Source organism: Gordonia sputi NBRC 100414, from assembly GCF_000248055.1.
In the GTDB taxonomy this organism is placed as follows: Bacteria; Actinomycetota; Actinomycetes; order Mycobacteriales; family Mycobacteriaceae; genus Gordonia; species Gordonia sputi.
This window is the reverse complement of record NZ_BAFC01000075.1, coordinates 34,528-53,408: the sequence shown is the minus strand read 5'-3', so window position 1 is coordinate 53,408 and position 18,881 is coordinate 34,528. Positions and strand designations below refer to the sequence as shown.

Annotated in this window: 18 protein-coding genes; 4 read left to right on the top strand and 14 right to left on the bottom strand. The window is 66.0% G+C overall.

The genetic code is table 11. From position 1 onward, the window contains the following. The first annotated feature begins 173 nt into the window (after positions 1-173). The 3 genes from GOSPT_RS12555 (at position 174) to GOSPT_RS12545 (ending at position 2,299) form a co-directional block, all read left to right on the top strand. Positions 174-1,019 (top strand): SDR family oxidoreductase, encoded by an 846-nt coding sequence (locus tag GOSPT_RS12555; protein ID WP_005206565.1) that lies wholly within the window; start codon positions 174-176, stop codon positions 1,017-1,019. A gap of 71 nt (positions 1,020-1,090) precedes the next feature. Next, positions 1,091-1,657 carry a TetR/AcrR family transcriptional regulator gene (locus GOSPT_RS12550; RefSeq protein ID WP_051993880.1) on the top strand — a complete coding sequence of 189 codons (567 nt, stop codon included), beginning with the start codon at positions 1,091-1,093 and terminating at the stop codon, positions 1,655-1,657. 57 nt (positions 1,658-1,714) lie between these two features. Next, entirely contained in the window at positions 1,715-2,299 is a 585-nt protein-coding gene (locus GOSPT_RS12545) for a peroxidase-related enzyme (RefSeq protein WP_005206563.1), read from the top strand. A 414-nt stretch (positions 2,300-2,713) separates the two neighbouring features. Here the strand turns inward: GOSPT_RS12545 and GOSPT_RS12540 are convergent, their stop codons facing one another. The 5 genes from GOSPT_RS12540 to GOSPT_RS12520 form a co-directional block, all read right to left on the bottom strand. Further along, positions 2,714-3,574, bottom strand: a complete 861-nt coding sequence (locus GOSPT_RS12540; RefSeq protein WP_005206562.1) for an LLM class F420-dependent oxidoreductase — start codon at positions 3,572-3,574, stop codon at positions 2,714-2,716. A gap of 74 nt (positions 3,575-3,648) precedes the next feature. Next, positions 3,649-4,686, bottom strand: coding sequence for a prenyltransferase/squalene oxidase repeat-containing protein (locus tag GOSPT_RS12535; RefSeq protein ID WP_005206561.1), 1,038 nt, complete (start codon positions 4,684-4,686; stop codon positions 3,649-3,651). 37 nt (positions 4,687-4,723) lie between these two features. After that, positions 4,724-5,449, bottom strand: coding sequence for a class I SAM-dependent methyltransferase (locus GOSPT_RS12530; RefSeq protein WP_005206560.1), 726 nt, complete (start codon positions 5,447-5,449; stop codon positions 4,724-4,726). Continuing rightward, complete coding sequence (locus tag GOSPT_RS12525; RefSeq protein ID WP_039855884.1) at positions 5,436-6,746, bottom strand: glycosyltransferase family 4 protein; 1,311 nt, start codon at positions 6,744-6,746, stop codon at positions 5,436-5,438. The genes GOSPT_RS12530 and GOSPT_RS12525 overlap by 14 nt, the downstream gene beginning before the upstream one ends. Positions 6,747-6,860: 114 nt before the next feature. Next, positions 6,861-8,546: an FAD-dependent oxidoreductase gene (locus GOSPT_RS12520; protein ID WP_039855868.1), complete on the bottom strand. Its 1,686-nt coding sequence runs from the start codon at positions 8,544-8,546 to the stop codon at positions 6,861-6,863. A gap of 136 nt (positions 8,547-8,682) precedes the next feature. Between GOSPT_RS12520 and GOSPT_RS12515 the strand changes: the two genes are divergently transcribed. Next, entirely contained in the window at positions 8,683-9,573 is an 891-nt protein-coding gene (locus GOSPT_RS12515) for an acyl-[acyl-carrier-protein] thioesterase (protein WP_245548716.1), read from the top strand. On the opposite strand, the gene GOSPT_RS12510 is transcribed toward GOSPT_RS12515, so the two are convergent. The 9 genes from GOSPT_RS12510 to GOSPT_RS12470 form a co-directional block, all read right to left on the bottom strand. Continuing rightward, positions 9,559-9,915, bottom strand: a complete 357-nt coding sequence (locus GOSPT_RS12510; protein WP_005206556.1) for a VOC family protein — start codon at positions 9,913-9,915, stop codon at positions 9,559-9,561. The two genes, GOSPT_RS12515 and GOSPT_RS12510, sit on opposite strands and share 15 nt — an antisense overlap. Positions 9,916-9,969: 54 nt before the next feature. Beyond that, positions 9,970-10,920 (bottom strand): SMP-30/gluconolactonase/LRE family protein, encoded by a 951-nt coding sequence (locus tag GOSPT_RS12505; RefSeq protein ID WP_005206555.1) that lies wholly within the window; start codon positions 10,918-10,920, stop codon positions 9,970-9,972. A 95-nt stretch (positions 10,921-11,015) separates the two neighbouring features. Beyond that, positions 11,016-11,570: a DUF3558 domain-containing protein gene (locus GOSPT_RS12500; protein ID WP_005206554.1), complete on the bottom strand. Its 555-nt coding sequence runs from the start codon at positions 11,568-11,570 to the stop codon at positions 11,016-11,018. After that, complete coding sequence (locus tag GOSPT_RS12495) at positions 11,567-12,469, bottom strand: DUF3558 family protein (protein WP_005206553.1); 903 nt, start codon at positions 12,467-12,469, stop codon at positions 11,567-11,569. The genes GOSPT_RS12500 and GOSPT_RS12495 overlap by 4 nt, the downstream gene beginning before the upstream one ends. 71 nt (positions 12,470-12,540) lie before the next feature. Then, positions 12,541-12,735 carry a hypothetical protein gene (locus GOSPT_RS12490; RefSeq protein WP_005206552.1) on the bottom strand — a complete coding sequence of 65 codons (195 nt, stop codon included), beginning with the start codon at positions 12,733-12,735 and terminating at the stop codon, positions 12,541-12,543. Between the two features lie 135 nt (positions 12,736-12,870). Continuing rightward, positions 12,871-13,098: a hypothetical protein gene (locus GOSPT_RS12485; RefSeq protein WP_005206551.1), complete on the bottom strand. Its 228-nt coding sequence runs from the start codon at positions 13,096-13,098 to the stop codon at positions 12,871-12,873. Between the two features lie 101 nt (positions 13,099-13,199). Further along, entirely contained in the window at positions 13,200-14,906 is a 1,707-nt protein-coding gene (locus tag GOSPT_RS12480) for a hypothetical protein (protein WP_005206550.1), read from the bottom strand. A 219-nt stretch (positions 14,907-15,125) separates the two neighbouring features. Continuing rightward, positions 15,126-16,811 (bottom strand): allophanate hydrolase, encoded by a 1,686-nt coding sequence (atzF, locus tag GOSPT_RS12475; RefSeq protein WP_005206549.1) that lies wholly within the window; start codon positions 16,809-16,811, stop codon positions 15,126-15,128. Continuing rightward, positions 16,808-18,862: a 5-oxoprolinase/urea amidolyase family protein gene (locus tag GOSPT_RS12470; RefSeq protein ID WP_039855866.1), complete on the bottom strand. Its 2,055-nt coding sequence runs from the start codon at positions 18,860-18,862 to the stop codon at positions 16,808-16,810. Before GOSPT_RS12470 ends, atzF begins: the two co-directional genes overlap by 4 nt. Between the last annotated feature and the right edge of the window lie 19 nt (positions 18,863-18,881).

The following is an 18,881-nucleotide window of genomic DNA, read 5'->3' as shown; positions in this document are numbered from 1 at the left end:
GACGAAGCGACGGAAATCGCGTCGACAAGGTGGTCTGGTTGACAGATTCACAATTGTGTCTACTCCTCACGCCCGCACTCGGTGAACACTTTGGCAAAAATGTCTACTTTCGTTGATAGAGTTCGGCGCAGAGCCCGCGCCTCGGCGCGTTCCGACGATCGAGCGGAGAAACCATGACATCAGTGCTGACGGTCATCGGCGTCGGCGGAATGGGTGAGGCCGTGGCGCGTCGCCTCGGCTCGGGTCGGCCGCTGCTGATCGCCGACTACGACACCGAGCACCTGACGGAGGTCGAGTCCGCGCTGCGTCGCAGCGGCTTCGACGTCACCGCGCAGGCGATCGACGTCGCCGACCGCGATCAGGTCGCCGCACTCGCCGATCGAGCAGCCTCGCTCGGCGAGGTCACCTCTCTGGTGCACACCGCGGGCGTGTCACCGGCACAGGCCACTCCGGAGCGGATCGTCGAGGTCAATCTGGTCGGCACCGCATACGTCATAGAGGAGTTCGGGCGGGTCATCGCCGACGGCGGCGCAGGCGTCGTCATCGCCAGCGTCGCAGCACACATCTTCGCCGACGCGGTCACCCCCGAACAGGGCGCGGCACTCTCGACGCTTCCGGCCAGCGAGTTGGCCGGGTTGCCGATGTTCGCTTTTCCCGACATGCAACCTGAGTTCGCCTGCGGTCTAGCCTACGGATACAGCAAGCGCGGCAACGTTTTTCGAGTACAGTCCGCTGCGCCGATCTGGGGTGACCGCGGGGCGCGCATCAACTCGGTGTGCCCCGGCGTCACCGCGACGGAGATGGGATGGCGTGAGTTCAACGCCGAGTTCGCGCATTCGAGTTACCAGGCCATGATCGACAAGTGCGCCGCGGGCCGGTTCGGCACGGCCGAAGACATCGCGTCGGCCGTCGAGTTTCTCCTCGACCCGGTGCGCTCCGGCTTCATCACCGGGACCGATATCCTGGTCGATGGCGGTGTCGTCGCCGGCGTACGCAGCGGCCGCATCCAATTGACATGAGTCAGGGAGGCATCGTGCAGGCAGAGACCACCGGAGCGCCCCGCGCCGTCGAGGCGTCCGCCACCGACCGCATGCTCGACGCCGCAGAAAGCTTGTTGGCGGACAAGGGAATCCGCGCCACCACCATGCAGCAGGTCGCCGATGTCGCGGGCGTGTCCCGCGCCTGGCTGTACCGGCACTTCCCCGACAAGCAGACCATGGTCGGCGCAACCATCGTCCGACTCAACGAGGCATTCTGGACCAACGCCCGCAGCGAGCTCGACGCGATCAGCGGCTTCGCCGAACAACTCATCTCCGGCGTGCGAATCGGCCGCGGAGCTTACGACGACCCGGGCGCGTTGCTTCTCCGCCTGCGCACCGCCGAGCCCGACGAGTTCGCGGCCTGCGCGGGTGCGGGTGTCGCGGGCCTCGTCCCCGACCTCGCAGACTTCTGGAGGCCGTATGTGAAGGCCGCGATCCGCACCGGCGAGGTCGACGCAGGACACGATCTCGACACGACATCGGAATGGATCGCGCGCATCCTCATCAGCCTGGGCACCGTGCCCGGCACCACGATCGACCCCGACGACCCGCGATCCGTCGCGGTGTACATCCTCAATTTCGTGATGCCAGGGCTTCGCGCGCAGCCGCGTGCGTGATCGAGTGACCATGCGGCCGCTGACCGGCCGTCATTACCCCCTTCAGGAGCGTGTCCCGTGAGCAGCGGATCATATTTCCCCGACGCCGAGGTCGACGAGCTGTCGCCGCAGCTACAGAAACTCTTCGGCAAGGCATCCGAGCAACTCGGCTTCGTGCCCAACGTCTTCACGGCGTATGCACACCGCCCGGAGCGATTCTCCGCGTGGTTCAACCACTTTCGACAGGTCACCGAGCCGTCGGAGACGCTCTCGGGCGCGGATCGCGAGATGATCGCGGTGGTGGCGTCGGGGATCAACCGATGCACGTACTGCCTGGTGTCGCATGGTCAGGCGTTACGGCATGAGCTGCACGACGACGCCAATGCCGACCGGATCACGTTCAACTGGCGTCACGCCGATCTGACCGACCGGCAGCGCGCCATCTGCGTCTTTGTCGAGAAGCTGACGAGCGCGCCCGCGACCGTCGAACGTTCTGACGTCGATGCTCTCGCGGCCGCAGGTTTGGGTCCCGACGACATCTGGGACGTCGTCGAGTTGACGGCGATGTACAACTTCACCAACCGGATCTCCTCTGCACTGGGCATCGTGCCGAACGTCGAGTACCACTCCCTCGACCGGGGACCCGCCGCCGCTGAGGGGTGATCTCGACACCCACCGCTGGTCGAGCGGGCGCGAGCGCAGCGAGCACCCAAGTCGAGACCACCAAGCGCCGGGCGAGCGGGCGCAACCCCCACCGCTGGTCGAGCGGGCGCGAGCGCAGCGAGCACCCGAGTCGAGACCACCCACCGTTGGGCGAGTGATCTCGACAAGCTCGATCAGCGGTAGGCGGCTCGATCAGCGGTGGGCAGCTCGATCAGCGGTGGGTGGCTCGATCAGCGGGTGATCTCGACAAGCTCGATCAGCGGTAGGCAGCTCAATCAGCGGGGGTCTCACCGCTGGTCGAGCGGGCGCGAGCGCAGCGAGCACCCGAGTCGAGACCACCCCACCGCGGGGCGAGTGATCTCGACAAGCTCGATCAGCGGTCGGGGCGGCTCGATCAGCGGACGGCGCGGCCGGTCAGCGGGCCGCGGCGGGGGCGCGGCCTACTTTGCCCGCCAGCTTGGCCAGGTAGGCCGTGGCACGTTCGACGCTGTCGTCGGGCAGTCCGTAGAGCACCGTAGTGACGCCGAGGTCGCGGAACTCCTCGAGACGTTCGGGGATCGGCTTGAAGTCCAGGACGACGATCTGCGGTTCGCCGGAGCGTCCGGCGTCGGCCCAGAGCCGTCGGAGCAGTGCGACGGAACCGGCGATGTCGTCCTCGCCGGGCGTCGTGATCCATCCGTCGGCGCTGCGCGCGATCCATTTGAAGTTCTTCTCGTTGCCTGCGGCGCCGACGAGCGTCGGGATCGCTCCCTGCGGAGGCTTGGGCCACGCCCAGCTCGTGCCGAAATCGACGAACTCGCCATGATATTCGGCCTCGTCGGCCGTCCACAGCTCGCGCATCGCCTCGAGGTACTCCCGGAGCATCGTTCGACGACGCTTCGACGGAACGCCGTGATCGGCGAGCTCGTCGAGGTTCCATCCGAAACCGACGCCGAGCGTCAGCCGGCCGTCGGAGATGTGGTCAAGTGTGGCAAGCGTTTTCGCGAGCGTGATGGGATCGGACTGCACCGGCAATGCAACGGCCGTGGCGAGCTTGATACGCGAGGTGACCGCGGCAGCGGCAGCCAGCGTCGTCCACGGGTCGAGGGTGCGCATGTAGCGGTCGTCGGGCAGTGACGAATCGCCGGTCTGCGGGTGCGCGGCGTCGCGTCGGGTGGGGATGTGACCGTGCTCGGGAACGAAGTAGGAGGCAAACCCCGCCTCCTCGATGAGCGGCGCGAGCACCTGCGGCTTGAGCCCACGATCACTGGTGAACTGAACGATCCCGAAATCCATACCGCAAGAATAGGCAGACCACTGGACACCTGTCTAGAACATGTTCTAATTTCTCCGGCACCGGGAACCGGCGCTCAGAGCACCCCGGCCTCGCGGAAGATCCCGTTGGCCTCACTGCTTCTCGTGACCGCGTCGACGGCGAGGACAACCGCCGCCGACGTCCAGCAACTCTTCTCGACCGGCCAGCGCTTGCCGTCGTCGAAGACGAGTCCGGTCCAGTACGAGCCGTCGGGGTCGCGCAGGTGTTGGATCGACGCGATGAGCTTCACGGCGTCCGCGGTGTCGCCCAGCGCGTCGAGTGCGATTGCCAATTCGCAGGTTTCGGCACCGGTCACCCAGGGTCGGTGGTCGACGCACCGCGCGCCGAGACCGGGTACGACGAACTCGTCCCAGCGTCGAGCGATCATCTCCTGACCGGCACGGCCGCGCACCGCGCCGCCGAGCACCGGGTAGTACCAGTCCATCGAATGCTCGGACGGCTTCTCGAAAACCTCTGGCCGACAACGAAATGTGTCGCGCAGCGCGGCACGTGCACGCACCCACTCGTCGTCGGGTTGCTCCACCTCGGTCGCGATGCGGACGGCACAGTCGAGCGCCTGAAAGATGCTGGCATTCCCCGTGATCAGCGCTTTGTCGAACATGGCGCCGGTCGCGTGGTCGCCCGCCCAGCGGAAGGCGCCGTCGGGACGCTGGAAACGCAGGACGAGGTTGATCGCCGACCAGACGACCGGCCACATGCGTTCGAGGAACACGACATCGCCGGTGATCTGATAGTGATGCCACACACCGACGGCGATGTAGGCGCAGAAATTGGAGTCGGTGCCGTGGTCGGTCACAACACCCGAATCGAAGCGCAGCGGCCACGATCCGTCGTCGCGTTGCGTGTGCAGACTCCAGGCGTACGCTGCCTCGGCTTCTGCATGAAACCCGGTGACGCTCAATGCCATTGCCGATTCGATGTGGTCCCAGGGATCGGTGCGTCCGCCGGGGAACCACGGCAGCGCTCCGGAATCCTCCTGCATGGCGGCGATGGCGGCGCCGGTGGCACGCATCTGCTCACCGGTGACCACACCGGCGATGGCGAGCGCACCGACGTGCGCCTGTGCGGTCATCGACCTGAAGATGGGTCGACGACGCTCGACGTCGGGGTCACGACGCTGCGTTCTCCGGCTTTCGCAGGTACAACGCGACCGACTTGCCGATCACGGGGTTGAGAACCTGCTCACCCACGCGGGTGAGGGCCGGCGCAGACATCATGTCCCACACCAACAGCTTGTGGTACGCCTGTACCAGCGGGTTCTTGTTGTTCTCAACGCCCACAGCGCATTTGAGCCACCAGTAGGGGGCATGCAGAGCGTGTGCGTGGTCGGTTCCGGTCACCTCGAGGCCCGCCGAACGCAGTTTGTCGGCCAGCTCCGACGCCTTGTAGATCCGGACGTGACCACCCTCGACCTCGTGATAAGCATCCGAGAGCGCCCAGCACACCTTCTCGGGCCAGTACCGCGGCACCGTCACAGCGCCGATGCCACCCGGCTTGAGAATGCGTGCCATCTCGGCGATGGCGGCCTCGTCGGACGGGATGTGCTCCAGGATCTCCGACATCAGCACAACGTCGAAGCTGTTGTCTGCGTAGGGAAGTCGCAGAGCGTCGCCGACCTCCGCGCGCGCCTTGGCGTCGGCGGGGACCTGACCCTCTGCCATCATCGCGTCGAACATCTCGGCCACGTCGGCCATGTCGCTCTCGGACTGGTCGAACGCGATGACATCTGCACCACGACGGAACATCTCGAACGAGTGCCTGCCCTGCCCCGCACCGATGTCGATCACCTTCGTGTGCGACCCGACACCCAATCGGTCGAAATCAACTGTGAGCATGACTCCCCTTCTCCGAATCCATCGTTACCCCACGCGGTTTCGCGCCCTCACGATCCACCCGCGCGAGCACCGTCTCGTAATGCGCCGCAGTCTTCGCCGCGACGGCAGCCCAGCTATAGCGATCTTCGACTCGCTCACGCGCGGCCACACCCATTGCGGCACGGGCGGATTCGTCGTCGAGCAAAGCTCCGATGGCCTGCGCGAGTCGCTCGGAATCGCGTGGAGGCACCAGCGTAGCCGACCGGCCGTCGGTTCCGACGACCTCGGGGATCGCGCCCGCGTGCGTGGCGACGAGCGGCGTGCCGCAGCTCATGGCCTCCACGGCCGGCAGCGAGAATCCCTCGTACAGCGACGGCACGCAGGCGACCTCAGCCGACGCGAGCAGCTCCGCCATCTCCGAATCCTCGAGACCGGACACCACGCGTACTCGCGACGAGATGGCGAGGTCGTCGATCATCTTCGCCGACGGTCCGTCGGGGTCGAGCTTGGAGACCAGTGTGAGCTCGACGTCGCGCTCCGCACTCAGCTTGGCGATCGCCTCCAGCAGATACGACACACCCTTGAGAGGGGCGTCGGCGCTGGCGACGCAGACCACGCGCCCTGGCACGCGCGCCTGCGCGGCCTCGGGACGGAAGATCGCGGTGTCGACGCCGAGCGGGATGGTCGTGATCCGACCGGCCTCGATGTCGAAGGCCTTCCGGATGTCGACCTCACTGCTCCGCGAGACCGTCAACAACTCCGGAATACGACGCGAGACCCGACCCTGCATCCGCAGGAACGAATGCCACCGCCATGCGCTGACCTTTCGCCATCCCTTGGCCGCCTTGACCGCCAACGAACGATCACGCGTGATCGGATGGTGGATCGTCGCGATCAACGGATAGCCCTGCTTCTGGATCTGCAGCAGGCCGTAGCCGAGGCACTGGTTGTCGTGCACGATGTCGAAGTCGTCGCGTCGGTCGGCGAGCAGCCGCGCGACACGAAGGCTGAACGTCAGCGGCTCGCCGAAGCTCGCCGTCCACATCGCGCCCACTTCGAGGGCGTCGATCCAGTCGCGGAACTCACTGGGCCGCGGAGTACGGAACGGGTCGGGTTCGTCGTAGAGACCGAGGCTCGGGACCTTGGTGAGCGTGACGCCTGCGTCTATCGCCGACTGGTCGAGCTCGGGATACGGCTGTCCCGAGAAGATCTCGACCTGATGCCCCAGCAGCGCCAATTCCCTGCTGAGATGGCGTACATAGACGCCTTGCCCACCGCAATGCGGCTTGCTGCGATACGACAGTAATGCCACGCGCACCTTGTGGTTCCACCTCTCCATTCACGGACCTTCGACGGCCCGATGCTGCTGCACGGCTCGCCGGCCAATCGACGACCGAGTGGTCTGACGACACGGGCCGAATCGACACCGCCCTCACGATCTCGATTCCGCGGCCTCTCGAGACGCCGACTCGAGATCACCGATATGCACCAGTTTCACACGACGACGCCCAGCCGACTTGCCTGCGCTGCGTTCGGTGGCGTCGATATTCTTCCATCCGGCAAGGTCGATGCGATGTGCGCCGTGGTCGGCCACCAGATCGGCGACGTCATCCGCCGAGGTAGAGGACTGCGGCAGGACGCCTGCGACAAAGTCGGCGATCACCGATTCCGCGGTCTCCTGCCCGCACAGTCGGTTACGTCCGATGCCGCCCGTGGCACCGCGCTTGATCCATCCGGTCACGTACAGACCCCTGACGATCGCGCCGTCGACGCTCGACTGCACCCGACCCTCGACGTTGGGCACCACGCAGCGCACCTCGTCGAACGGGACGTCGTTGATGGGCACGCCGCGATAGCCGATCGCACGCAATACGAGCCCGGTCTCGAGGTCGAAGCCGTTGTCGGTTGGCACGATCGCGACGTTCTCACCGGCCTCTGTGTACACGTTGCGCACGGCGTGCAGTGCCTCGACCTTCCCGTCGCCGGTCAGCTCGGTCGGTGACGTCAGGAAGCGGAAGACGATCCGCTTGTTGCCGTCGGTGGTCGGGCGTTCCGCGAATTCCTGTGCGAGCCGCAGTTTTGTCGCGATCGTCGAATCCAACTCATCGTCGGATTGTGCGGCCTCCGACACCGGGTCGAGCGTGAGCTCTGCCGGATCGATGATCACGTCCACACCGTCGACCTCACCCAGCGCGAGGAACTCGCTGTTGGTGTAGGCGGCCTGTGCGATGCCACGTCGCGCGAGGAGCACAACCTCCCGGATGTTCGACTCGCGCAACGCGGCGAGGGCGTGATCGGCGATGTCGGTCTTCGCGAGATCGTCGGGATCGGTCACCAGGATGCGTGCGACGTCGAGCGCGACGTTGCCGTTGCCGACGACGACCGCGCGCTCCCCGGACAGGTCGAAGGTGAGGTCGGCGAAGTCGGGGTGGCCGTTGTACCAGGCGACGAATTCGGTGGCCGACACCGAACCGGACAGCTCCTCGCCGGGGATGCCGAGTCGCTTGTCGGTGGGCGCCCCGACGGCGTAGATGACCGCGTTGTAGCGGGCGGTCAGTTCGTCGTGGCTGATGTGCTTGCCGACTTCGACGTTGAGGAAGTAGCGGAAATTACGCTTGGCCGAGGTCGCCGCGAAGGTCGACTCGACGCCCTTGGTTGCCGCGTGGTCGGGGGCGACCCCCGCGCGCACCAATCCGTATGGCGTGGGCAGACGGTCGAACATGTCGACCGAGATCTGCGGTTTGCGGACCAGTTCCTCCGCGGCATAGAACGCGGCAGGTCCGGCGCCGACGATGGCGACGCGGACGTCTCCTTCGGGCAGCTTGGGGGCCTTCTTCGGGGGGACCAGACCACCTTCGACGTCGTGATCCTTGTAGTAGTCGGCGTTGATCTGCAGGTAGGGCTCATCGCGCTCGTCGAGCTGATCGTCGGGGCTGATCGCCTCGACGGGGCATTCGTCGATACATGCTCCGCAGTCGATGCAGGTGTCCGGGTCGATGTAGAGGCTCTCGGCGGTGAAGAAGGTGGGCTCGTCGGGCGTCGGGTGGATACAGTTGACCGGGCACACCGCGACGCAGCTCGCATCGTTACAACAGGGGCGTGTGATCACATGGGCCATCGGCGCTGTCCTCGAAGTTCAACACGTAGAACGTGTTCTAGTTTTGTGGTGACTGTATCTTAACGACCGGTCCGTGAGCTACCCGATCGTAACCACAGCGTGTGAGCCAGCCGACACCGCCAACAGAGGACATCTATTGACCCGCGACAACAGCCAGGCCACCGGCACAGCCCTCCCCGAGCGCAAGGACGGTGCGCGTTTCTTCGAGGCGACCTACCGCGTACGCACCGGCGACGTCGACCAGGACATGCGCGTGCGGCTCGACGCCGTCGCACGATACCTGCAGGACATTGCCAACGACAACATCGAAGCGACCGATCTCGGCGACTCAGACCCGTTCTGGATCGTGCGGCGAACCGTCGTCGACGTCATCGAGCCGATCTCGTGGCCTGCGACCGTCACGGCACAGCGGTGGTGCGGGTCGCTCTCGACACGGTGGACCAATATGCGCGTGCGGCTGACCGCCGAGCACGAGACCAACCGGTTCAACCCCGAACCACGCGAGTCGGGATTGATCGAGACCGAGGCGTTCTGGATCAACGTCAACGACCAAGGGATGCCGTCACGAATCTCCGACGACGCGTTTGAGCTGTTGTCGTCGATGACCGACGAGCACCGCCTGCGCTGGAAGTCAATGAACCCGGAGAAGGCTCCCGACGCCGAGGGGGCGTCGGCCGACGACCGCGAACACGTGTTGCGCAGCACCGACTTCGACCCGTTCAAGCACCTCAACAACGCCGCGTACCTCGAGGCCGTCGAGGACGAACTCGTCGAGCACCTCGACCTGATCGACGGACCACACCGGCTGGTGATCGAGTACCTGCGTCCGATCGTCCCCGGCACGCCGATCACGTTGCGGCGCGTCCGGGAGCCTCAGCGACTTCTGCTGTGGATGCTCATTCCCGGCGACGACGGCGAGCACCAGGTCGCGGCAACCGTATCGGTGACGAAGCGCTCAGCAGACCAGGTAGCAGGCGATCAGGAAGTCGGCGGTCAGGCCGTGGCCGATGAGTCAGTGACCGCCTGACACGCAGAACTCGTTGCCCGCGGGATCGGTCAGCGTGGTCCACCCGAACCCGCCACCAGGGATCTCCCGGTCGCCGAGCTTGGTGGCTCCGTTCGCGACGAGAGTGTCGACGATGGCCGGATAGTCGGGCGACGCGAGGTCGAGGTGGATGCGATTCTTGCCGGGCGTCGGGTCGTCGACTTTCTGGAAGCCGATCGCGGGCCCGCCGTCACGGAGCGCGACGACGACGAAGAATCCGTCATTCTCCGCGACGATCGTGCCGCCGAGATTGGTCGCCCACCAGTTGGCGAGTGTAATTGGTTCGAGTGTGTCGACCGTGATCATGGCTACCGAGAGAGTCATGGACTCACCTTAGCCACGATTCGCGCGATAGTCGAACATATGTTTGCCTTGTGTTCACCCGGCGAGGCGTACGTCGAGCAGGGCGCCGGTCTCCGACGCGACCACCAGCGCACGCGAGTCCGAGGGTTGCACAGCGACGGCCGTGGCCGGCGCGCCGAGTGCAATGGTGCACCGCGCGCCCGTCCGCACATCGACGAGGGCGAGCGAGCCGAGCGTCGACGTGACGGCCAGCGTGTGCGGATCCAGTGCGGTGAGGTCATCGAGCAGGCCGGGCAGCGGAGCCGTGAGGTCGGTGACGACCCGAATCGAGCCGGGATCGTCGAGCGGTAGTGCGACGACACGGCCCGTTCGACTTGCCGTGAAGGTCAGGTAGAGGTCGTTGCCGATGACCACCGCGCCATTGGGGCTGATCCCGTTGACGGCCGACGACGCGGCGAGCGCGGCTCGGGCTCTATCCGTCCACCGCTGGTCGATGGCGCCACCCGGCGCGATCCGGACCACGCCGCGCGAACTGTCGACGACATATCCGAACCCGCGCGCATCGAAAGCCAGACCATTGGGCATCGCGAACCCTCGTGCGTAGATCGTCGGATTCGGTTGCGGCGCATGCGGATCAAACTTCACGACGACGCCGTTGCGTTCGGCGCCGAACGACAACTGGTCGCCCGAGTTCACATACAGGTCGCCGCCAGGACCCATGCGCAGCGCGCCCGGCGCCCACACCGGGACGGTCGCGGTGCGTCGGCCGGACCGGTCATAGCGCTCCACCGAATTCCCGTAGAGACGTGAGACCCACAGGTTGCCCGAGTGATCGAACGTGAGGTTCTCAGCCCAACCCGCCGGAGACGGCGAGGCAGTTCTGGTGGTGACTGTCGCGCCGGCACATCGGTTGCTCAGGGCCGCGTCGGCAACCGACCCGACACCCACGATCGCCAGTGCCGCCACGCACGACGCCAGCAGCGCACGGAGGATTCGAGGGTGGAATCGAAACCCGGAGTGTCCCATGGGCATAGATCATGCCCCGGCGCGCGCGGCGGCGCCCGGCAGCGACTACTGCCCACCGTCGCGGCAGCGACTATTGACCACCGTCGCGGCAGCGACTATTGACCACCGTTGAGGAGCAGCTCCATCAGCTTTGTCGGAGCGGCGCACGGGTCTGCCGCTGCTGCGCCGCCGATCGGTTCGACCCAGAACGTGTAGACGCCGCGGGTCGGCGCGCGAGTGGTCACACCGCACACCGCCGGCCGCTTGGGGTCGCGCTGGGTGAAGGCCGCCTGACTCACGATCCGGACGTTCTCGGTGGTGTAGCCGAGCCGCTTGGCGGTGTCCTTCTCGACGTTGAAGTCGCCCCATTCGAACCAGTTGAACGTGACATTCGCGGTGACCGGGCCGTCGACGATCCACCGGCAGATCGCGCCGTTGAAGGTGCCCCGTGCCGACGTCCCGCCGACCGCCTTGGCGAGCTGAGCAGTTGAGAGCACCTGGCATTCGAGGGTCAGTTTGTCGAACCGGTCGGTGTCGACGTTGCCTGGTTGATCGGCGTTGGCCTGCTCGGACGAGACCGCCTGACCGTCGATGGTGCAGCCCGACAGCGCTCCGACAAGCAGGGCCAGAGCGACAAGCAGTGGCACGACGACGCGTCGCAGGCGCCTCATGATGCACGCTCGATCGACATCGTGGACAGTTGGCGCGTGGCGTCGCAGATCTGTTCGGTGTCGGGACCCTGCGCGTTCAGTGATGAGGTCCCGGCGCTCACCGACCACTCGAAGAAGTCGGCGCCGAAAGCGATGCCGATCTCGCAGATGCCCGTGTCGGAGGCGACGAATCCCTTGTGGCCGTTGATCTCTATGTCTTTGGTCGACTCGCGGGAGAGTTGCTCGGTGGCACGCTCACGTCCGATCGGTGATCCGCGATACCAGTTGAACGATGCCACCGGTCCGGTGCGATCGACGCTCGACGACCACTCACACACCGACGAATTGTTCACCGTGTTGGTCAGCGTTCCCAGCTTTGCGAGGTTGTTGACCTCCTCTGTGGTCACGCCTCCGCATTCACCGAAGAACGGGCCCGACCCCGCTTTGGCCGGCGGCGCCGCGGCGCTGCCGTTGCTGTTGCTGTTGCCTCCCGAATCGTCGGAATCCGACGAGCACGCACTGCCGATCAGCGCGATCACCACCGCCAGCGACACGAGGAAGCCCCCGCGCATCAGCTTGTCGATCTCGCGTCGCTCGCGTTTCGTCGGCCGACCGGCACCACGATCGCGTCGTGGCTGACTCGCCAGGATCTCCTTGGCCGGCGGCGGTGGACTCTTGTCGATGTAGCAGGCCGACGCCGCGGAGGGCGACACTCGCTTGGTGATCACCTGGGTCACCTCGACGATGCGCTCCCGACCACCCAACCGCAGCCGCACCTCGTCGCCGATGCTGACGTGTTGCGCGGGCTTCGCGGTCGCTCCGTTGACCCGAACATGGCCGCCTCGGTATGCGTCACCCGCAGCCGAACGTGTTTTTGTGAGCCGGATGGCCCAGATGTAGGCGTCGACGCGTGCGCTCACCGTCGGGGCCTCGTTGCCCACGAGTGAGCGTCACCCGTCCGCAGTCGATCTCGCACCGGTTTATGCCCTGCTCACTTCTGTCGCGTCAGCATGTAGTACCCGCCCGCCACCATGACGACGCCGAGCACGATCGCCAGGAACCAGTTGGCGAAGAACCCCACCAGGAGGAAGACCACGATGCCTGGCGAGATCGCCACGAGGCTCATCCCCGGATGCTCGCGCACCACCTGTGAGACTGCCTTGCTCTTTGCGGGATCGATCGCCATGACTTCCTCCTAGCGCGCGCCGCCGTCGGCCGCTTGACTCCGATGAGCGAGCGGTCGGCGACACCATTGGGGCGAACCTGCGTCGGTGGCTCCACTCTAGCCAACGGGGCCCTGAGGGCTGCCGGCGTTTTGCGGTCAGTCGTCGCGCCGAGGTGGTTCCACCTCGTCGACGTCGAGGTGCTGGTCGACGTAGTCCGCGCTCGGAACGTCGTCGGATTGTGGCGGTTCGACGCCTGCGAGGGGATCGACGAATTCGTCGAGCGGCGCATCGTCGGCAAGCGATTCGCCCGGCTCGTCGTCGAGTGGCGCTTCGGGGTCGACGACGCCCTCGGGCAGGTCTTCGCCTGAGATCGGTTCGCTCATCGTCGTCTCCTCGCGTCGAGTGATCGGCCTCTTCCGTTGTAACAAACAGTCAGTTCGTGCGGAAGGAACAGGCCGATCTCGTGGCGCGGAGGCGGCCGGTACTACTGACTGCTCGCGGCGTTATCGGTCGAGTGCGCTGACTCCGACGACGTCCCGGTGTCGTGGGTGTGGGTATCGGTGGTGTCGGTTGCGCCCTCGGCACTCGCGACGCCGTTCGACGCCGCGCCGGCGGTGCTCCCGGTGCCATCCGTCGAACGATGCTTACCGACATAGTCGTCGAGCGACCGATGTTTGCCCACGTACCCTGACGCGCTGGAATCGCGCGAATCTCTCTGCGCGGCACCGGCTGTCGATTTCGGTACTGACGGAGCGTCGACTTGTTCTGTCGCCGTGTCGGTTTCGGTCGTTGCGGTCGGTGCGTCAGCGGTGCTCGACGCCGCGGTCGTGTCGGTGTCGGTGTCTGTCTCTGTGGGCGTGTCCGCGGGAGCGATGGCCTCGCTGGCGTCGGCACGCAGGGCGCTGACCGACGACGAGGCCGTCGACCTGCTGACGGCGCTGCTCGACCCGCCGAACGGGCCCACCGACGGCACGCCGAACGGGAACGCGATCTCGGGGATGTCGACTGTCGGCAGCAGCTGCGCGGTGTCGACGTCGCCGAGGGTGACCACGGGAAGTCCCAGATGGTTCGGCTTGACCTCGCCGTTGACCGTCACCGTCGGATTGAACGTCACCGACGAGCCAAGCCAGTGCACCACGATGGGCGCCTGGGTTCCGTAATCGCTTGTGAGGGTGAACAAGACGGGCAGACCGTAAGCATCCGTCCGGTCACCTCCGACGGTGAGCCGGGTGAAGTCTTTGCTGAGCGAGAAGGGCTGGCCTGAGAACAACTGCCCAAGGACGTCGGACAGCACCTCGGCAGGGTTGACGAGAATTGCCGTGGGGTCGGTCAACGCAGTCTGGAACTCGGGGATGGACTGCTGGAGATCAAGGCGGGCGTCGAATGTGCCCGCCACGTTCGCGCATGCACCGACATTGCTCGCGTACCCCGCGGTGAGCACTCCGTAGCAACTGACATGCTTCGCGCCCGGCACGGATATTCCGGTCGGAACAGTGAAGATCTCGACCGGGATGTCGCTTGTGTTCCACGCATTCGCCATACCGATGATCGCGAAGGCGAAGGCGGTGTTGCCGTCACTCGCCCCGGCCGTCGCCAGGCTCAGCGGGAGGTACGAGATGGCGGTCGCTTTGCCTCCACCTGACGCGAGCGCAAACTGAAAACCGTCACCAATGACCGTCGCCGATCCCTCGGGCAACGCGGCGTCCGGAACCGGCACAGTTATTCCTAGAATCTTTCCGGTACCGAAATCAAGGCCGGCCGCCTTGGCTGCATTGAACAAGCCCTGCGCCGGACTGTACGCAGCATCCGGCACGAGATCGATCGTCGTCGGAAGCACCACTGCGACACCAACGCCCGTCGACCTGGAGCAATCGGCACCGCCGTTGACCGGCCCACCGTCGGAGTCTGACGAACACAGGTTCAACCGCCATTGGTCGGCGAGGCCCTGGGTAACGCCGTTGTTCGCAAGGGCACCGATGACGTCACCGACTGATCCGACTGCGTTCGGGATGGTGACTGCCTCCGCGTGCCCCGCCCCGACCGTCTGCCCGAAGCCGAGCGTGGTTGCGGCTGCGACCGCCACGGCGCCTGCCGCGGCGCGCTGACCGGCCTTGCGCTTGCGGCGTCGATCCTGTTTCTCCGCTCGACGAACTCCACCGCGCCGCGCACCGTTCACCGCCGATTGAGCCATGTGGCTTACCCCTCCGAGACATCCGCCCGAGTACTGTCCCCGAGCTAGGAGGATTGAATCACCACAGTTCACCCAGAGCGGACGATTTCAGGAAAACGCTCGAATGCTGACTGCGTTGAGGAGTCCGTTCAACGACTTGCCAGAATGCGCCGGGAGAGAACATCTTTCAGCGCACGACCGTTCACAATTTAGCGCCGCAAACGTCTGCTCGTCGGCGGCTCACCACCGCGTGCGCTCGAGCGGGCGGCCCGACTCCCCGGCCTGCGCGTCACATCCGAATCCGACCACCCAGTCGCCGTCGGCGAGCTCGACCTTGCCGAGCATCATCGGCTGCGGCAGTGCGGCGAGGAACTCCCCGAGAGCGGCCGGCGACAGCACCCAGCTCTCCCCCTCGATGACACAACCCGCACCGACGTCGCGGATCAATCCCGGCTTGGGCGGCGTCGTGTCCAGTGCGACAAGGCGATACGACGGCGCTGTGCGTACTTCCCTACTCCAGCGCGCGCCACGACCGCTGAGCTCGTGCGTCAGCGGTCCACCCGCCATATGTGCACCGAATACGGCCAACTCGACCGATGGCGCGACACGTTCGGGCCACGTCGGCATGGTCAAGGATGCGCTATCACGGGAGTTGGTCGGCGAAACCCGCAGTCGCCGAGCAAGATCGATGAGAACGGCGTCCTCGTGTGCACCCGCGAGGAGCGTGATGCCGAACTGGGATCGGGTTCCGTCGGCCTCGTCGACGACGCCTGCCGGGACCGCCAACCCGCACAGATCGAACAGATTGCAAAAGTTGGTGTAGGTACCCATCCGACTGTTGACGCCGATCGGGTCTGCGACGACCTCGTCGATTCGTGGATGAAACGGCGCCGTCGGCACCATCAGTGCTGTCGCATCACCCCACTGGTCCATCGCCAGCGCCCTGAGTTCTGCGAGTCGACGTCGAGCACGGAGCAGATCCACCGCGGTGTAACCGGATGCCTTCGACACGATCTGCGCCACAACGGGATCGAGACCGACGTCGTCGGAATCTGCTGCGCTGTCGATGAACTCACCGACAGCGTCGTATCGTTCAGAGACGAGAGCGTCGTCGTAGAGCAGTCGTGCCGCGGCGAGGAAGGGCGTGAGGTCGACGGTCTTGATCGTGAAGCCGGCAGCCTCGGCCGCGGCCACCGCGTCACTGAAGGCGCCACGCCAGCGATCGTCGAGTTCGGGGAGTTCGGCGGGCACCGCGATGACCGGGGCCTCGGGTGCCGCGAATCGGGTCGCTCTGTCGAATGGTCGCTCACCAGTTGCCTCTGCCATCACTCCGGTGGCGAGGTTCGCAAGGTCGAGGTCGGCGGCAAAGATAGTCGGGACGTCGTAGTCGGCACACGCGGGCACGACTCCGACGGTGGAGAGCGCCCCCACGGTCGGCTTCACGCCGACGATCCCCTGCAGACCCGCCGGGACACGACCCGACCCGGCGGTGTCGGTACCGATCGCGATGTCGGCGAAACCGAGCGCGACGGCAACCGCCGACCCGGAACTCGACCCGCCGGAGATCCGATCGGGTCGCCGCGAATCACGCACGGCGCCATAGGGACTGCGGGTTCCGACGAGGCCGGTGGCGAACTGGTCGAGGTTGGTCTTTCCGATGACGACAGCGCCTGCCTTGCGCAGCGCGGCAACCGTGGGCGCATCCGCGTCGGGCACGTAGGCGTAGCCGGGACACGCTGCCGTCGTGGGCAATCCCGCGACGTCGACGTTGTCCTTGACGGCGAGAGTCACTCCGGCCAGTGGTCCACCGCTCGCCAGAGACTGCTGGTAGTCGCGTGCGACGTCGGCCTGCGGACGAAGGGTGATGAACACTTCCGGCCGGTCGGCGTCGCGGATCGCGGCGTAGATATCGTCGATTTTCGTCATGCGACCTCCCCCTTGGGATCCGAGTTGCCGGTCTGGTTCTGCTCGGTCGTCGTGAACTCTCCTGCCAGAGACCATCGTTCACGCTCTTCGGCTCGCGCGTACTCCATCGTCGTGCGGGATGCGGCGATGGCGTCGGCGTTGTCGGCGAGGAAACGCTCGTGCTCTGCCAGCGAGAAGGTGCCTTCGGTGATGCGCACGCTGTCGCCGCGGCCCGCCGCGACGTCGGCCCGCATGTCCAGCAGTTCGTCAGCGCCGACCGGGTACCACTTGATGCGGTCGAAGAAGCGCAGCAGCCAGGGATGTTCGGGATCGAATCCCGGAGCCTGCTGCGGATAGCGATGGTTCCAGACCTGCGTCGTGCGGCCGACGAACTGATAGCCGCCAGGCCCCTCCATTCCGTAGATGCAGAGGTACGCACCCCCGATGCCGACAGCGTTCTCGGGGGTCCAGGTACGTGCCGGGTTGTACTTCGTCGTGACCAGTCGATGCCGCGGATCGAGCGGAACCGCCACGGGCGCACCGAGATACACGTCTCCGAGACCGAGCACGAGATAGTCGGCGTCGAACACGATCCGGTGCACATCGTCGACCGAGTCGAGACCATTCATGCGTCGGATGAACTCGATGTTCCACGGACACCAGGGAGCATCGGAGCGGACGCCGAGCATGTACCGCTCGATCGCCTCGCGCGTGGCCGGGTCGTCCCACGACAGCGGCAGATGCACTGTGCGGCTGGGGACTACGAGTTCCGACGCCGCAGGCAGCTGACTCTCGCACTCGATGAGCCAGTCCCGCATGGCGTGCTGCGACCACTTCGTCGGATCTGCTTTCACCTGAAGCGATCTGATTCCGGGTGTCAGGTCGACGAGGCCCGCGGGGCTCTCCGCTTCGATCCGCTCGGCGAGCGCATGCACGCGGGCACGAAGTGCGAGGTCGAGGCGCATGTCGCCGTACTCGACGAGGATGTTGTCGTCGCCGCTGCGACGGTAGGTCACCGACGTGGTGCCGTCGGCCGTCGTCGTGGTTCCCAGGATTCCACTGTCGGGATCGCCTCCGCGAGAGAGGACATCGACGAAGCTCGCTCTGCGTGCGAGGCCCAGTTCTGCGGGCGACGCCGCCTCCGTCGCCTTGACCGCGACGAACCGCACCGTGTCACCGGGCTTGAGCTGCCCCAGCTTCCACCGCTCCGCCGCCGTCACCGTCACCGGGCAGACGAATCCGCCGAGGCTGGGACCATCGGGGCCGAGCAGGATCGGGGTGTCGCCGGTGAAGTCCAGTGCTCCAACCGAATACGCGTTGTCGTGGATGTTCGACGGATGCAGCCCGGCCTCGCCCCCGTCGGTCCGCGCCCACTGCGGTTTGGGACCGACCAGGCGGATACCCGTGCGGTCGGAGTTGAAGTGCACCTGATAGTCGGTGCCCATGATCTCGGCGATGTCGTTGGGAGTGAAGAACTCCGGGGCCGAGTGCGGTCCGACCGTCACCCCGAGCTGCCATGCGTTCGTGAACGCGGGCTGCTCCTCGGTGAGAATCCGCGTCGAATTCCCGGTCGGGAGATCCGCGCGCGCCAGAACGTCACCGTCAGCGAGGACGCGTCCGTCGAGTCCGCCGAACTTGCCCATCGTGAAGGTCGAACGGCTGCCGAGGTACTCCTCTGCCTCGACACCTCCGGAGATCGCGATGTACACGCGCAGTCCCAGGGAACCCACAGCTCCGACGTCGAGCACGCCGCCCGCAGGCACCGTGAGTGGGACCCATTGGGGCACACCGACTCCGTCGAGCGTCAACTGGACAGGGGCGCCGGTCACGGCAACCATTGCCGACGTCGAGAAACGCAGGCACGGTCCGAGCATCGTCACCTCGAGTCCCGCGGCGTCGACCGGATTTCCGACGGCCATATTGGCCAACCGGAAGGACAGGTCGTCCATCGGACCCGACGGCGGGACACCGACCTTCCAGTAGCCGACGCGGCCGGGCCAATCCTGGATGGTGGTCATGGGTCCGGCCCGCAGCACCTCGATGCCGTCGAACTGTGTTGTCTGGCTGTTCATCTCGTCTCCTGGCGGTCGG

What these genes read in the sequence shown, in the direction of transcription:
- GOSPT_RS12505 (WP_005206555.1), bottom strand. Translation starts at nt 10,920, where the DNA reads ATGGGACACTCCGGGTTTCGATTCCACCCTCGAATCCTCCGTGCGCTG.
- GOSPT_RS12530 (WP_005206560.1), bottom strand. Translation starts at nt 5,449, where the DNA reads ATGCTCACAGTTGATTTCGACCGATTGGGTGTCGGGTCGCACACGAAG.
- GOSPT_RS12470 (WP_039855866.1), bottom strand. Translation starts at nt 18,862, where the DNA reads ATGAACAGCCAGACAACACAGTTCGACGGCATCGAGGTGCTGCGGGCC.
- GOSPT_RS12540 (WP_005206562.1), bottom strand. Translation starts at nt 3,574, where the DNA reads ATGGATTTCGGGATCGTTCAGTTCACCAGTGATCGTGGGCTCAAGCCG.
- GOSPT_RS12510 (WP_005206556.1), bottom strand. Translation starts at nt 9,915, where the DNA reads ATGACTCTCTCGGTAGCCATGATCACGGTCGACACACTCGAACCAATT.
- GOSPT_RS12535 (WP_005206561.1), bottom strand. Translation starts at nt 4,686, where the DNA reads ATGACCGCACAGGCGCACGTCGGTGCGCTCGCCATCGCCGGTGTGGTC.
- GOSPT_RS12480 (WP_005206550.1), bottom strand. Translation starts at nt 14,906, where the DNA reads ATGGCTCAATCGGCGGTGAACGGTGCGCGGCGCGGTGGAGTTCGTCGA.
- atzF (WP_005206549.1), bottom strand. Translation starts at nt 16,811, where the DNA reads ATGACGAAAATCGACGATATCTACGCCGCGATCCGCGACGCCGACCGG.
- GOSPT_RS12490 (WP_005206552.1), bottom strand. Translation starts at nt 12,735, where the DNA reads ATGGCGATCGATCCCGCAAAGAGCAAGGCAGTCTCACAGGTGGTGCGC.
- GOSPT_RS12550 (WP_051993880.1), top strand. Translation starts at nt 1,091, where the DNA reads ATGCTCGACGCCGCAGAAAGCTTGTTGGCGGACAAGGGAATCCGCGCC.
- GOSPT_RS12485 (WP_005206551.1), bottom strand. Translation starts at nt 13,098, where the DNA reads ATGAGCGAACCGATCTCAGGCGAAGACCTGCCCGAGGGCGTCGTCGAC.
- GOSPT_RS12520 (WP_039855868.1), bottom strand. Translation starts at nt 8,546, where the DNA reads ATGGCCCATGTGATCACACGCCCCTGTTGTAACGATGCGAGCTGCGTC.
- GOSPT_RS12555 (WP_005206565.1), top strand. Translation starts at nt 174, where the DNA reads ATGACATCAGTGCTGACGGTCATCGGCGTCGGCGGAATGGGTGAGGCC.
- GOSPT_RS12500 (WP_005206554.1), bottom strand. Translation starts at nt 11,570, where the DNA reads ATGAGGCGCCTGCGACGCGTCGTCGTGCCACTGCTTGTCGCTCTGGCC.